Annotated in this window: 12 protein-coding genes; 6 read left to right on the forward strand and 6 right to left on the reverse strand. The window is 60.1% G+C overall.

Going from position 1 to position 14,863, the window contains the following annotated elements; all coding sequences use genetic code 11:
* Positions 1-172: 172 nt before the first annotated feature.
* Complete coding sequence (locus tag G7Y51_RS06860; RefSeq protein ID WP_165175879.1) at positions 173-382, reverse strand: hypothetical protein; 210 nt, start codon at positions 380-382, stop codon at positions 173-175.
* 9 nt (positions 383-391) lie between these two features.
* Between G7Y51_RS06860 and G7Y51_RS06865 the strand changes: the two genes are divergently transcribed.
* Together G7Y51_RS06865 and cls are read left to right on the forward strand one after the other, a co-directional pair.
* Positions 392-817 (forward strand): universal stress protein, encoded by a 426-nt coding sequence (locus G7Y51_RS06865; RefSeq protein WP_165175880.1) that lies wholly within the window; start codon positions 392-394, stop codon positions 815-817.
* Between the two features lie 26 nt (positions 818-843).
* The gene (gene cls, locus G7Y51_RS06870) at positions 844-2,259 is read left to right on the forward strand and encodes a cardiolipin synthase (protein ID WP_165175961.1); all 1,416 of its coding nucleotides are present in this window, start codon (positions 844-846) and stop codon (positions 2,257-2,259) included.
* A 110-nt stretch (positions 2,260-2,369) separates the two neighbouring features.
* Here cls and glmS read toward each other — a convergent pair whose 3' ends face one another.
* Positions 2,370-4,196, reverse strand: coding sequence for a glutamine--fructose-6-phosphate transaminase (isomerizing) (gene glmS, locus G7Y51_RS06875; protein ID WP_165175881.1), 1,827 nt, complete (start codon positions 4,194-4,196; stop codon positions 2,370-2,372).
* A gap of 131 nt (positions 4,197-4,327) precedes the next feature.
* On the reverse strand, positions 4,328-6,250 hold the full coding sequence (locus G7Y51_RS06880) for a SurA N-terminal domain-containing protein (RefSeq protein WP_165175882.1): 1,923 nt from the start codon (positions 6,248-6,250) through the stop codon (positions 4,328-4,330).
* Between the two features lie 664 nt (positions 6,251-6,914).
* Between G7Y51_RS06880 and G7Y51_RS06885 the strand changes: the two genes are divergently transcribed.
* Positions 6,915-7,166: a GlsB/YeaQ/YmgE family stress response membrane protein gene (locus G7Y51_RS06885; protein WP_165068792.1), complete on the forward strand. Its 252-nt coding sequence runs from the start codon at positions 6,915-6,917 to the stop codon at positions 7,164-7,166.
* Between the two features lie 148 nt (positions 7,167-7,314).
* On the opposite strand, the gene G7Y51_RS06890 is transcribed toward G7Y51_RS06885, so the two are convergent.
* The gene (locus G7Y51_RS06890; protein ID WP_165175883.1) at positions 7,315-8,808 is read right to left on the reverse strand and encodes a sigma-54 dependent transcriptional regulator; all 1,494 of its coding nucleotides are present in this window, start codon (positions 8,806-8,808) and stop codon (positions 7,315-7,317) included.
* A gap of 259 nt (positions 8,809-9,067) precedes the next feature.
* Between G7Y51_RS06890 and larB the strand changes: the two genes are divergently transcribed.
* Positions 9,068-9,841, forward strand: coding sequence for a nickel pincer cofactor biosynthesis protein LarB (gene larB / locus G7Y51_RS06895; protein WP_165175964.1), 774 nt, complete (start codon positions 9,068-9,070; stop codon positions 9,839-9,841).
* 80 nt (positions 9,842-9,921) lie between these two features.
* Here larB and G7Y51_RS06900 read toward each other — a convergent pair whose 3' ends face one another.
* Positions 9,922-10,146 (reverse strand): hypothetical protein, encoded by a 225-nt coding sequence (locus G7Y51_RS06900; RefSeq protein ID WP_165175884.1) that lies wholly within the window; start codon positions 10,144-10,146, stop codon positions 9,922-9,924.
* Positions 10,147-10,211: 65 nt separating this feature from the next.
* Positions 10,212-11,753, reverse strand: a complete 1,542-nt coding sequence (locus tag G7Y51_RS06905) for a M23 family metallopeptidase (protein WP_165175885.1) — start codon at positions 11,751-11,753, stop codon at positions 10,212-10,214.
* A gap of 409 nt (positions 11,754-12,162) precedes the next feature.
* Here G7Y51_RS06905 and G7Y51_RS06910 point away from each other — a divergent pair, with 409 nt between their 5' ends.
* Together G7Y51_RS06910 and dnaN are read left to right on the forward strand one after the other, a co-directional pair.
* Entirely contained in the window at positions 12,163-13,506 is a 1,344-nt protein-coding gene (locus tag G7Y51_RS06910; protein WP_165175886.1) for a DnaA/Hda family protein, read from the forward strand.
* A gap of 154 nt (positions 13,507-13,660) precedes the next feature.
* Positions 13,661-14,815, forward strand: coding sequence for a DNA polymerase III subunit beta (gene dnaN / locus G7Y51_RS06915; RefSeq protein ID WP_165175887.1), 1,155 nt, complete (start codon positions 13,661-13,663; stop codon positions 14,813-14,815).
* Positions 14,816-14,863: the final 48 nt, after the last annotated feature.

The following is a 14,863-nucleotide window of genomic DNA, read 5'->3' on the forward strand; positions in this document are numbered from 1 at the left end:
GAAGGCCCGTACCCATGAAGAGCTTTATGCGGTAGTAGCGAAAGCCCTGAGCATGATCACACAGAATGATGCCCAGGGCTGGTTTGAATCGTGCGGGTATGAAAAAATTTAAAGTTAATCTGCTCTAAAAGCAATGGAGAAGACAGGCAAATGGCTTGCGCAAAACGTTGCCTCATGCAAAAATGTTTCTCTGGCCAGGACAAAACTGCCGACTGATCAGGCAGGTTTCTGTTCCTGCATCTGCGGTATGCCGCGAGAACCGTTCCGTTTTGGCATTGCTTGCAACCGTTTTTGCGGCGTCTGTATCCACAAGCGTCTCTGGACTAAACGCTTTTTCGCGGCAACCTGCCGAAAGGCGAACATTCTTCTGCACCGTCAGCAAGGAGCACTCATGAGTTACAGCAAAATTCTTTTGCCGGTGAGCGGCAAAACCCGCGGCGAACGCGCGAACAAAGCCTTGCAACATGCCATGCAGCTTTGCGCGGGCGAGATTATCCTTCTGCACGTCACGCAGCCGCTGTCGCAGATGGTGGGCGGCGAGGCCCATGCCCAGTTGAAGCGGGAAGAAAACGCCCAGGGCCAGACCTGCCTCGGCCCGGTGATCCAGGAGCTGGAAAAAGCCAAAATCCCCTTTCATGCGCGCGTGGAAGAAGGCACCCCCGCAGAAACCATTGTTCGCGTGGCTCACGAGGAAAACGCGGATCTGATTATCATGTTCACTGACGGACGGGACGGGCTTGAAGATCTGCTCATCGGCTCCATAACCGAACGGGTTCTGCGCAATACTGACACCGCGCTGCTGGTCGTGCGCCGTTAGCGGCCAGGCCGGGAGCGACGATCTTGCTGATCCTGCTGCTGGAAGTCCTGGGCCTGGTGGCCGTCCATGCCCTTTCCTGGGTGGCGGTGAGCCATGCGCTGTTGACCAAGCGCGATCCGCGCTCGGCGCTGGGCTGGACAGTCACGGCGCTGCTCCTGCCCATCCTTGGGCCCCTGCTCTATGTCCTGTTCGGCATCAGCCGGGCCGAGAGCCGCGCCAGCCGGATCATGCGCCAGCAGGCCGCCATTGAGCCGGAATACGCGCATCCTGTCTGCCCGGCGGAACCGCCGGAGTTTGTGCCTGACAATATTGCGCTTATGGAGCATCTGGGCCGCCGCCTGACGGATCAGCATCTGTGCGGCGGCAATGCCCTTACGCCCCTGCACAACGGCAACGAAGCCTACCCGGCCATGCTTCAGGCCATCCAGGAAGCCAGGCGGCAGGTTTTTCTCGCCACATACATTTTCAATGCCGGAACCACGGGCGCGGCCTTTGCCGAAGCCCTGGCCGCGGCGGCCGCGCGCGGCGTGGACGTGCGGGTGCTCGTGGACGGCATCGGCACGCTCTATTCCTGGCGCAAACCCTGGAAAAAACTCCCGGAATACGGAGTGCGGGTGGCTCTTTTTCTGCCACCCAAGCTTTTCCCCCCCAATCTGAGCATCAACCTGCGCAACCATCGTAAAGTCCTGGTGTGCGACGACATCGGCTTTACCGGCGGGATGAATATTTCCGACGACAATATCCTGAGCAATCGGAAAAACTGTGTGCAGGATGTGCATTTCCGCTGCCTGGGACCTGTTGTCAACCAGTTGCGCCGCGCTTTTCTGCTCAACTGGGGCTTTTGCACCGGCGAATATGGCTCGCTGCCCCCGTCTTGCCCCAGCCCCGTGGGGGACAGCCGCTGCCGCATCCTCATGGATGGCCCCGGCTCCCAGGCGGATATCCTGAATGATCTCTTTTGCGGGGTTATCAACGGCGCGCGGCGCTCCGTGCGGATTATGACGCCCTACTTTCTGCCCTCCCACGAGCTGATGTCCAGTCTGCGCTCCGCGGCCCAGCGCGGGGTAGACGTGCGCGTGGTGCTGCCCGGCAAGAACAATCTGCCCTATGTGCACTGGGCCACCTTCAGGATTTTGCCGGATCTGCTGTCCGCCGGAGTGCGCATCTGGTACCAGCCGCCGCCCTTTGCGCACACCAAGCTGCTCGCTGTTGACGGCTACTACAGCCAGATCGGCTCGGCCAATCTGGACGCCCGCAGCCTGCGCCTCAACTTCGAGCTGAATATGGAAGTCTTTGATCCCTCCTTCCACACTCTGGTGGCCGGGCATGTGAACAGCACCATTGCCCGCAGCCGCGAAATCTATCTGCGGGATCTGCAACGTCAACCCTTGTGGGTCAAGTTGCGCAACGCTGCCTGCTGGATTTTTTCACCCTATCTCTAGATGTAGAGCATATTTCTTTGCAACGCTCGCTCCGGCGCTTAACTGCGCAAGTAAATTGCTCCTGTGCCTGTCTCTGCTGTCGTCAGCCGTAAGGCGGCACAGCCGCCTTCTTATTCCACTGTCACGCTCTTGGCCAGGTTGCGCGGCTGATCCACGTCCTTGCCCAGATAATCCGCGGTTTCGTAGCTGAAGAGCTGGAGCGCGGGCAGTGCGACAAAAGCGGCCAGGGGCGCAGGCAGCGCGGGGATAATCCAGGGATCATCCACCGCCAGATCCAGCCCCTGGTTGGTCAGGGCAATGACTTTGCCCTGTCTGGCCTGCACTTCCACAATATTGGATTTCACCTTGGGAAAAAGCGCGTCGTCCAGGGCCAGAGCAAAGGTGGGAAAGGACGGGTCAATCATGGCAATGGGCCCGTGCTTCATCTCGCCTGCCGCGGAACCTTCGGCATGAATGTACGAAAGCTCCTTGAGCTTGAGCGCCCCCTCCAGGGCCAGGGGGTAGCAATGCCCGCGGCCCAGATAGAAGAAGTTGCGGGCCTGCGCGTACTTGCGCGAAAGCTCGCGCGCGCGTTCGTGCATGCCGGGCAGGGCGTCGCGCAACAGGGCGGGCAAAGATTCCAGCCGTCCGATCAACTCACGGCGCCGATCTTCGGACAGGGTAGTGTTGCGGCCGCTCCAATACAGGGCCATGAGCGAGAGCGTCAGCATCTGGCTGCTCATGGCTTTTGTGGAGGCCACGCTGATTTCCGGCCCGGCCTGGGTATAGAGCACGGCCGAAGCCTCGCGCGCTATGGACGATCCCACCACATTGCACAGCCCGAGCACGGTCACGCCCCGCTCCCGCGCAATGCGCAGGGCCGCCAGGGTGTCGGCAGTCTCGCCGCTCTGGCTGATCACGAGCACCATATCTTCCCTGTCCAGCAAGAGGGTCTCGCGATAGCGGAATTCCGAAGCGATTTCCACCTGCGTGGGCACGCCGGCCCAATGCTCCAGCAAATGTCGTCCCCAGAGCCCGGAATGAAAAGACGTGCCGCAGGCCACAATATGCAGGCGGCGCGGCACGGGGAGCCGATCCAGCTCAGGCAGGAGCACGCGGCCGTCGGGGGCGTTGATCCGCCCTGTGAGCCCGTCGGCAATCACGCGCGGCTGCTCGAAAATCTCCTTGAGCATAAAATGCCGGTAGCCGCCCTTTTGCGCGGCCTGCATATCCCATTGGATAGTCTGCGCCGCATGCTCCACCGGGCTCAAATCCGCAAGGCGCAGTATGTCATAGCCCGTGGCCGTGGCCCGCACCAGCTCGCCGTCCTCCAGAAAGACCACCTGACGGGTATAGGGCAGAAAAGCCGGGATATCCGAAGCCACAAAATTTTCGCCCGTGCCCAGGCCGAAAATCAGCGGCGCGGACATGCGCGCGGCATAGAGGCTTTCCGGCTCGTCGCGGCTCATCAGACAAACGGCATAGGCGCCGCGCGCTTCGCGCAGGGCCGCGGCAAAAGCGTGCAGCAGATCCGGCTCGCTCTTGCGCCGTTCGGCGATCAGGTTGATCAGCACCTCGGTGTCTGTCTCGGAATGGAAGACATAGCCTTTGGCCCTGAGTTCCGCCTTGATTTCCTGGTAGTTTTCAATGATCCCGTTGTGCACCAGGGCCAGGGAGCCGTCATTGCAGAGATGCGGATGGGCGTTGCGCTCGGCCGGAACCCCGTGCGTGGCCCAGCGGGTATGGCCCATAGCGCAGGTGGCTGTAATTGTGGCTTCCTGCGCGAGCTTTTCTTCCAGAGCCGTCAGTTTGCCCTCGGCCCGCACCACGCGCAGTCCGCCCTGCCGGAGAAAAGCCGCGCCCGCCGAGTCATAGCCGCGGTATTCCAGACGGCGCAGGCCCTCCACCACGACAGGCACTGCCGGGCGGTGCCCCGCGTAGCCGATAATTCCGCACATATTTCCTCCTGGAACAGAGCGCGTTGAACGTGCGGCAAAATCCCGATGCTGATGCCGCTCTCAGCCTTTGACGCGAAAAAAATCAAGGTCGCGGCACTGGAGCATTTAGCTCATTTCATGAGCAAAACGCTCTACATATCCTTGCGATCCACCACATCCTGATTGACCACTTCCACTTTGGCTTTGGAAACAAGATTCTGCAGAAAAGCCTGATAGAGGCCGTCCACCCGCTCACGGGTGACGCCGTTGAGCATCAGATCCTGCACGGTGTTCCATTCCGCGGCGTCCGGCGGCTGCACCGCGTCCACCCGAACGAGCAGCGCGCCCGGGCCCTCGGCCGTGCCGTTCACGGCAAAAGCCGCAGTCAGCCAGGTTCCCGGCCGGGCGGCAAACACGGCTTCAGCCAGGGCCGCATCCGGGGCGAAATCCGCCAGCGCGCCGCCCCGCTCCATTGCCGGAGCGGTCTTGCAATGCAAGCTCTTTTTGAGCGCTTCAGGCAATTCGCCGTCAGCAAGCTCCTTGCGGCGGGCCGCGGCATTTTCCATGGCCGCCTTGAGGGCTTTTTCCGAAGTCAGGGCGGCTGTGATCGTCTCCTTCACCGCGCCGAGCGGCCGGGTAGAAGCCGGCTCAGAGGTGATGACCCTGGCCACCAGGTATTGATCGCCGGCTTCAAGAGCGGTATCCACGGGCGCGCCCGCGGGCGTGGCAATCAGCATGGCCGCGGCTTCGGGGGCAAGGTTCAGTTTTTTCTCCAGCCCGGCCTGATCCGCAAGGCCCGTCCGCTGCGCCGCGAGGCCGAAGCGGGCCGCGCCGGCGCTCAGATCCTTGCCCAGAATATTGTCTTCAATCAGGCTGTCCAGCACATCGTGCAGTTTATCCACGCCCTGTTCCTGGGCCAGAGCCTGGCGCACCTCGGTTTCCACCTCCGTGAAGGGCCTGAGACCGGCGGGCTTCTTTGCTTCCACCTTGATCAGATGCAGCCCGAACGGACTGCGCACCGGCTCTGAAACCTGGCCGGGCGCAAGGGCAAAGGCCGCGTCTTCATAGGGCTTGACCGTTTTGCCGCGCGCGATCCAGCCCAGCTCGCCGCCGGGACCGGCGGCATTGGCTTTGTTATGGGCATCGGCAACAGTCGCGAAATCCTTGCCGCTTTTGAGCTCGGCCTGAATGGCGGCCATCTCTTTCTCGGCCTTTTTCACCTCATCGGCCGGAGCATCCTGGCGTAACGGCACCAGAATGTGCGCGGTCTTGACCTGCTCAACCTCTTCAAAGCGATTTTTATTGTCCGCGTACCATTTTTCGGCCGCCGCGCGGCTGATGCTCTCAGGCTTGACCAGGGCCTCAGGCTTCACTGCCACATACTCCACGTCCACCTTGCGCGGGATGGCAAATTCCTGCTTATGGCTTTCATAATAGGCCGCGACTTCCTGCTCCGTGGGCCTGGAGCCGGCCGCGAAATCCCTGGCCGGAATAAACAGATAGTCCACTACGCGCTTTTCCCGCAAAAAGTTATAACGGTTGCGGGCTTCGGACGGGTCCACCCAGGCCGGGGCCGTGACCAGGGCGAAGATTTTTTCCCGCAGCAGGCTGTTGCTGATGTCCTGCTCGTACTGGGCAGGGCTGATGCGCTGCGCGGCCAGAACGCGCTTGTATGCCTCGGGATCAAAACGGCCCTGCGCGTCCTGAAAAGCCTTGTTTTGGCCCACGGCATACCGCAGTTCCAGCGGGGTCACGGAAATGCCCGCGCGTTGGGCCTCCTGCGTGGTGAGCGCCTGCAGAACAAGATCCTGCAAAACACGGCGGCCCAAATGCTGTTCCTTGAGCTGCTCGCGGGTCACGCCGGGATTGTTGCGCAGGATGGATTCTTCCGCATTGCGATACGCCTGCTCAAACTGCTGAAAAAGAATGGGCTCCCCATTGACCACGGCCACCACATTGACTGCGCCCCTGTCGGTAAGGCTGCCCACGCCCCAGAACACAAACACCAGAATAATGATGCCGAACGCCAGTTTGACGCCAAAAGACTGGGCATTGGAACGGATATAATCAAGCATGCGCACTCCGGAATGCGAGATTTTCCCAGGAACTTTGTACAGATCCGGCCGCATTTTCGTCGGACCGGGGCAAGCCGGGCACAGGAACAGGTCATGCCCAGGACATGCCGCTTCCGGGAGAAGCTCTTCTTATAGGTGGAATTGCGCACAAACTCAAGAACGGGATAGGCATGTACAGGGCTGCCGCATAAGCTGCGTCAGCCCGGTCTCAGCCCCCGGAACGTTGCGTGGAGCGTTTTGCTCATGAAATGAGCTAAACGCTCTGGCATGTGCGGATCTTCATATGGGCATGGCTTGCCGTGAGGGGGCTGCCCGCAACATTGATGACCAGAATATAGACTTTGACTTTTAATAACGCTAAGACTATACTACATCCCAGCATGAGACTGCGCGGGCGGTTTTCAGAGAAAAATATTCTGAAGATTGTCGAGAGCAGCGGAATTATGAATTTAATCTTTGTGCAGGGAGACAGGCCATACACTGCGTTGCAGGTTTGTCCGCTGTTATTTGCAGTGCCGACGGCAAATTTTTGCGAGTGCCGCTTGTGGTTTTCGCAGGCGGTGTTGCCCCGGCGGCATTCTTGCCGGAGCCAACGCCGGCAACCAACGGAAAAATCCGCCAGGCTCCCGCGCACTGAAGACAAGCAAAAAAGAAGGAAAGTAAAATGGGCATTATATCATGGATCATTTTCGGCCTGGTGGCCGGGGCCATAGCAAAATTCATCATGCCGGGCCGCCTGGACAGCGGCATCATCCTGACCTCGCTGCTTGGGATCGTCGGCGCGGTCATCGGCGGCTTCATCGGCACCATGCTCGGTTTCGGCCGGGTGGACGGCTTTAACCTGCCGAGCTTCGTGATAGCGGTCATCGGCGCGCTTATCTTTTTGTTCGTTTATGGAAAACTGAAATCGCGCTAGAGCGTTTTGCCAGAGCGTTTTGCTAATGAAATTAGCTAAGCGCTCTGGCATGTTTTTTCTCAACGCCCCCGTAAGCGCCAGATGTGACCGTATCCACCAGGGCATGCCGGCCGGGCCGGAGCTTGCAGCCCGCGTATCGGCCCGCGCGTCAATCCACAGGATGCCCAAGAGAACGGTATTCGTTGAGCTTGTTGCGCAAGGTGCGCACCGAGATGCCCAGCAGTTCCGCAGCCTGGGTGCGATTGCCGGAAGTGGCTTCCAGGCCTTTGATGATCATGATCCGCTCCATTTCATGCAGCGGTATCACGGGCCCGGCAAAATGGCTTTGCCCGGCGGCAGTTGCCGCCATGCCCGAAGCGCCGCCCTGCGCCGGAGGCCGCGCCGGGGAAGAAGCTGTTGCCCCGGACTGCGCGGCCTGCTGCTCCGCGCCGTCCTCGCGGGCATTGTCTTCCTCAAACAAGGGCCAGTCTTCATTTTCAAGCAGAAAATGGCGGGGTTCGATGGGCTTGCCGTTCGCCAGGAGCACGGCGCGTTCCATGAGATTTTGCAGCTCGCGCACATTGCCGGGAAAATCATACCTTTTCAGCCAGGCTATGGCGGATTCCGAAAGCGGCGCGGGCGGCAGCGCATATTCGCGCACATACATGTCCACAAAAAAGCGGGCCAGATCCAGCACGTCGTCGCCGCGCTCGCGCAGAGAGGGCAGGCGCAGGGGGATGACATTCAGGCGGAAATACAGATCCTGGCGGAACTTGCCCTGCCTGACCCAGTCTTCCAGGTCGCGGTTGGTGGTGGCCAGCACCCGCACATCCACGCGCACGGTTTCCGCGCCGCCCACCCGGTCGATCTCGCCTTCCTGAAGCACGCGCAAAAGTTTGGCCTGCAGGGCCAAATCCATTTCGGAAATTTCATCCAGCAGAAGCGTGCCGTTGTCGGCCAGCTCGAACTTGCCCAGCTTGCGGGCAATGGCTCCGGTAAAGGCCCCCTTTTCATGGCCGAACAATTCGCTTTCCAACAAATGTTCGGGCAGGGCCGCACAGTTTACGGCCACAAAGGCCTTTCCGGCCCGCTTGCTCATGGCGTGCAGATAGCGGGCGAACATTTCCTTGCCTGTGCCCGATTCGCCGGTAATCAGCACTGTGGCCTTGGAGCCGGCCACCTGCCGGGCCAGTTGCAATACTCTCGCAATGGCCGGATGCCGCCCCACAATGCGCGGACCCGTCTGACCCTCCACAGGCTGCGGCCTGCGGCCGCCCAGCGTTGAGGAAGCCGGAACAGGCGCCGCTTTGCGCGGCTCGCGCGCCACAGCCATGATCCGTTCCACGTTCAGAGGCTCAAGCCAGTAGTCGCGCGCGCCAAGGCTCATCAGGCGCTCGGCCTCTTCCGGGCTGCCCTTGTCGGTGGTGACGATCACCGGCGGAAAGTCAGGGTCTCCCGCGCTCACGGCCAGCAGATCTTCCACCCGGAAACCGGGCAGCGTCGGGCGCGCGAAAATCACGCCGGGACCGGACTTGCGAATAAAGAGCGAAGCCCCTTTCAGGTTTTCGGCAATGCCCAGCTCGTATCCGGCATCGCGCAAAGGCGCAAAAACCGCGGTTACGGCCTGGGCCGGAGCAAGAAAAAGCAAACGGCGCGTTGACATGGTGCTTTTTGTACCGTGTCGCGCCTCACAATGCAACCGCGTCTTCCGTGGGCGTCAGGGCAAACGCACACAATGCGCCTGGCCCGAAGGAGATACAAAGTATTGCCCAGGCCTCAGGCTTCACGAGAAGGAAGTGCGGCATTTACCGGCCTTTCTGCCAACATGCCGCTCTTTTTGCCTGGATTTTTCCGTTGCCTCAGCCCTGCCGGGCGCATGAAAAAAGCTGACAACAGCATTGCTTTGCCCTATGCATAAACTCATGCAGAAAAGCAGTATTCGCCATATTCTGGATCTGGTTGCGCAAGGTCGTCTCGACGCGGACGAAGCTTTGGAGCGCATGAGTTTTGAAACCGCGCGGGACGCCCTGCACGGCCTGGATCTGGACCCGCAGCGCGAATTGCGCTCTGGTCTCGGCGAAGTGGTTTTTGCCCAGGGCAAAAGCGACGAGGTTCTGCTGGCCGCCGTGGAAGGGCTGCGCCCTCACGGGCCGGTGCTGGTCAGCCGTGTAGCCGCGGCACAGGACCGGCTGCTGCGCGCGCATTTTCCCCAGGGCCTGAGCTGGCCCCAGGCGCGGCTTTTCGTGGTGGGCGACGCGCCCCGATTGAAAGCAAACATGACGCCGCCCTGGCCCCGGCAGGGCGAGATAATGGTGGTTTCCGCCGGAGCCGCGGATATCCCCGTGGCCTTGGAGGCCTTTGGCGCGCTGTCCTTCTGGGATCATGACTGCGGCTGCGTCACGGACGTGGGCGTGGCCGGGCTGCACCGGCTGGCCCCGCATCTGGATGCCCTGCGCAAGGCCAGGGCGATCATTGCCGTGGCAGGCATGGAAGGCGCGCTGCCGGGCGTGCTGGCCGGTCTCGTGCCCTGCCCGGTGGTGGCCGTGCCCACCTCGGTGGGGTACGGCGTGGGCGCGCACGGTTTCGCAGCCCTTTCCACCATGCTTTGCACCTGCGTGCCCGGCGTGGCCGTGGTCAATATCGACAACGGCTTTGGCGCGGCGGCCTTTGCAGTCAAAATGCCGGGAAAACAATAAGGGACCCTGCATAGGAAAAAGCTTTTCTATTTCGCGCTCCTGGCGCGCTTTGCCGCTAAAGGCGCCTCCACGATAAACATTTACCCGTATGCGCTGATAATCGTGCCCATGCCCAGCATGTTTTCCGCCACGGCCCGCCATTCATCCTGCATAAAGGATCGCGTGCTGGCCGAATCCGTCAGTTGGGCCACTGCGGCCGTACTGTCGCTGAGCACTGAAGGCGGGTAGGAAATCACCGTGACCTGATCCGGGGGCGTCTTCTGAATGATCGCGGTTGTCTGTGAAATGGGATCATACAAGACCATATGGGCCTCCGCGGAGCGGGACGCAGCCCGCTCCGACCTGCCACGCGTTGGATGCTACGACGTACTCAACTCCGGCGGCGTTTTTTGCGCCGTTCCGGTTTCTGCTCTTTGCCGGTATCGGGCGCGTTTTCCGTGAGTGCGATTTTTTCCGGCACCACGCTGTCCACAGTATATCCGGCCAAAGCTTTCTGCCCTTTGAGATAGGCCAGCTCCTGGGCCATGACTTTTTCAAATTCAGCCCGGCGTTTTTTGGAAACCGGCGCGCTGCGCGGGTTGATGGCCTTGGTGGGATTGATGAACCTGCCGTTCTGGCGCAGGCGGAAGTCGAGATGAGGGCCGGTGGAAAGCCCTGTGCTGCCCACAAAACCAATGACCTGGCCCTGACGCACTTTCTGGCCCTGACGCAGCCCGCGGGCATAGCCCGAAAGATGCGAATACATGGATTCCAGTCCGGCAACGTGTTTGACAATGATCTGATTGCCGTACCCGCCGGCCCAGCCGCGCCTGGTCACCACGCCATCGCCGACGGCCTTGACCGGCGTGCCGGTGGGCGCGCCGTAATCCACGCCCATGTGCGGCCGGGTATGGCCCAGAATGGGATGCCTGCGGCGCATGGTAAAGCGCGACGTCAGGCGGGTAAAGGCCAGGGGGGCCTGCAACAGCGTTTTATGCAGGTTTTCTCCCTTGCGATTGTAGTACTGGGCCCTGGCATTGCCGTCGCGAAAGAGATAGGCCTCAAACGTTTTGCCCTTATTGGTGAAATGCGCGGCCAGAATGCGGCCGTAGCCTTTATATTCGCCGTCGCGGTAGCGTTTTTCAACCAGTACGGAAAAGCTGTCGCCTTCCTGCAGATCGCGGATGAAGTTAATCTCGGATCCAAAAAGCTCGGCCAGGTGCAGGGCCATCTGCGGGCTTTCGCCCGCATCGGCCACGGCCTGAAACAAATTGTCGCTGATCGTTCCTTCCACCGCGCCGAGCAGGGTAACGTAGTCAATGAGCTCCACCCTGGCCACGGGTTCTTCAATGCCTTCCACAACCAGCCTGCGGCTGTTGTCTATTTCGTATTCAAAGCGCTTGACCCGCCCTGAAGCAGAATCCGTGATGATCACATAGGGCTGACCTTCCCGGAAGGAACGCATGGAAAAAACCTGCCGCGCCGCGCTGACATACTGATAGACGCCCTCGCTGCCCGTGTTTTCCAGAATTTTGCTGACCGTGTCGCCCTTTTCCACCGTGCCTTTGACGACTTCCTCGCCCACGGCGGCAGCCGGATCGCTCAGGGCAGCAGCGGATTCGGCGGGCAGCGGCCGGGCAGTGGGCAGATCCTGATTTTTCTCCTCCGCGGCCGATGCTTCAGCTTGTGGCTGGGGCAGCCGCGCATGCGCGCCATCCCCGGCTGCGGCGGGCATCCGGCCGGGCACATTGCCCGGCACAGCCGCATGAGGTTCATGCGCATTGTCGGCCTTGGCCTCCAGGGACAAGGCCGGGACTTCTTGAGGATTGACTTCCTGGTTTTGCGAGGAAATATCCGTTTTTCCGGTATGCCTCACCAATACGACGCCCACCAGCAAAACCAGTAAAACCCCCACCAGACAGAGTCGTTTCATCGGCAACTCCATTTGATCACTATATCCGGCACTCCTGGCATTGTCCAGCGTGGCTCTTTTTACGACCAGGGCTACGCAGAAGATGCGTCAGCTCTGGCGGCAATGCGACAGCATCGCCCGAAGCCGCAGGCGAAATTTTCTTGCGCCATGAAGCGCCGGTACCTCATTCCCCCACTGGTTTGCATTCCGCTCTATCCACAGGCGTCCACAGGTCCGCGTCGTGCGCAATGTGGATGGGATCGCAGGGTCCGGTCCTGCGGCACTTGTTGAAAGCAATATTTTATGGTACATACATACCTTGTTCCCGCACTGCGGGAGGGAGGGAGCATCCGTTGCCCGCGTCTTCCGGACGCCCGGCCCCACTGTTTATCCACAGGACCACGCGAGGGCGCACGCCGCTGCCGAGGCCATGCTGAAAAACGTATTGCGGGACATACTCACGCCGGACAAAAACCGGGAACCGGAAGACTGGTTTGAATGTCTGATCCTGCGCGAAGAAGAAAACAGGCTGCGGGTCGTTTTCCCTCACGTTTTTTTTGCCGCCTGGTTCGCGCGCCACAAACGCGCCTTGTTTGAAGAAGCCGTGCGGCGGCATTTCGCAGGCAGGCCGCTGCCGGAAATCGTCTATGAGCAGGCTTTTTGCAAAACAGGTTGCGGCAATCCGGCTGAAGCGGCTCCCCCGGCTCTGCCCCGCTTCGGCGGCCAGGCACAAGGGCAGACAGTTTGTGACGGATTCCGGCCATCCGGGCCGCAGACAACGGAAAAACAGGATTTCAGCACCTTCATCTGTAACGGAAAAAACGCCTTTCCTCTGGCCGTAGCCAGAGAAATAGCCGAAAAAAAGGCGGGCGAGGCCTATAATCCCTTTTTGCTCTGCGGACGCAGCGGCACGGGGAAAACCCATCTTTTGCAGACCCTGGCGGCCGCTTTTGAGCAAAAAACCAAACCGGGCCGCGTGATTTGCCGCAGCGCGGCGCGCTTTTGCGCTGAAAACCCGCAGTGGCTGCGCTGCCCGGAAGCCTTCTGGCGACAATGCGACGTGCTTTTGCTGGACGACATGCAGGATCTGATCGGCCAGACACTGTGGCAACAAAAGATGATAGCCTGCATGGACGCCTGCCCCGGCGCAACAGCGGAACCGGGGCGCCAGATGGCTTTTGCCTTTGCCGGTTCCGCGCAGGCCCTGAAAGCCCTGGACGAACGCCTGCGCTCCCGGCTGGAAAGCGGCCTTGTGGTGGAACTCATGGAGCCTGATCTGGAAGTGCGCCTGCGGTATTTGCAGACCCTTTGCAGGCAACGGCATCTGAGCTTCAACAGGGAGCAGCTTCTTTTTCTGGCCCAGCGTTGCGCCCAGTTCCGGCTTTTACAGGGCCTGCTGCTGAAAGTGGAAGCCTTTGCCGCCATGCACGGCAGGCCCCTGACTCCGGCGGATCTGGAGAACATCCTGCGCACCGGCGGCGCCGAACGGCCGCCGGGTTGCCGGGAAATACTGACAGAAGTGGCGCGCGGGCTCAATCTCCGGCCTGAAGACATTCTGGGCGCCAAACGCCGGCCGGATCTGGTTCTTGCCCGGCAGGTGGCCATGTATGTATGCCGCCAGAAGCTTGGCCTTTCCTATCCGGAGCTGGGCAGGGCATTCGGGGGCAGGGATCACAGCACTGTCATTCATGCCATTAAAAAAATTAAGAAATTGCTCATTAGTGACAAAGCTGTGCAACGTTTGGTGACAGAGCTGGAAATCAAGACCGTCTGAGCCGGAAAAAAAGTTCGACTGCGGCCGGAAATGTGCGCCCCGTTCCTTTCCCGCGCGTCGGATCCGATCTAAAAAACGCTGTTTTTTCAAAAGGCTGGGGCAGTTGCTCACAAAGGAACAGACCTCAATAATATTAATATTCAAGGAAAAATGTATGAAACTTATTGTCAATAAAGAGCAAATCATTGAAGGCCTGCAAAAAGCCGCGGCGATTATTCCGGCCAAGGCAGGCGCGGCCTATTTGCGTTCCATCTGGCTCAAGGCCGAGCAAGGCAGTCTTTCTGTGATGTCCACGGACGCAAATATTGAATTCACGGGTCGTTATCCGGCTGAAGTGAGTCAGCCAGGGCTGATCGGCGTGCAGGGCAGGGCATTTGTGGATCTGGTGCGGCAACTGCCCGCGGGCGTGCTCAACCTCACTCTGGATGAAGCATCGGGCAATCTGCTGCTGGAGCAGGGACGCCGGGCCTACAAACTGCCGGTGAGCGGTTCCGAATGGTTTCAGAATTTTTCGGAATTCCCGGCGGAAAACATTGTCACCTGGTCCGGCGATTTTTTGCAGGACGTGCTGGACAAAGTGACCTTTTGCATCAGCGACGACGACGCCATGGACGCCATTGCCTGCCTGTGCATGAAGCCGCGCGAGAACGGCCGCATTGATGTCTGCGGCCTCAACGGCCATCAGTTTGCTCTGGTTTCCTTCACGCATGACGAATTGGCCGCGCGCCTGCCCGCCCAGGGCATTCTGATCCAGAAAAAATATTTGCAGGATATCAAAAAATGGCTGGGCCTGGACGAGATCGAACTTAATATTACAGAGAAGCGCCTCTACCTGCGCAGCCTGGACGGCGCTGAAACCCTGAGTCTGCCCCGCGCGGCGCATGAGTATCCCGATTACAATGTTTTTATGGATAAACTGAGCGGCGAGGGCGTGAGCGCCATGACGCTGGATCGCAAGGAAGGCATGGAAGCCCTGGGGCGCATCCTGATTTTCAATACGGAAAGTGATCGCTGCACCTACATGGATCTGCACGAAAACGAAGCCCGGCTTTCGGCGCAAGGCCAGGATGTGGGCTCGGCCTCGGAAAGTCTGGAAGTCAGCTACAAGGGCGAGATTTCGCGCATTGCTTTTCCGACCCGCAATCTTCTGGACGTGTTCGGGCATTTCGTTTCCGCCAGGGCGGATATGCTGCTGACCGGCGCGGAAGGGCCATGCGGCATCCGGGGCGCCGAAGATCCGGACTACACGGTGATCATCATGCCCATGAAGGTTTCCGAAACGACGTATTACAGCGAGGAAGACGTTTAGGGACTGATGAGACTGATTCCGGTTTGAAAACAGCCCCCAAGGCGTCCC

It is taken from the genome of Desulfovibrio sp. ZJ369, from assembly GCF_011039085.1.
Lineage (GTDB): Bacteria > Desulfobacterota > Desulfovibrionia > Desulfovibrionales > Desulfovibrionaceae > Desulfovibrio.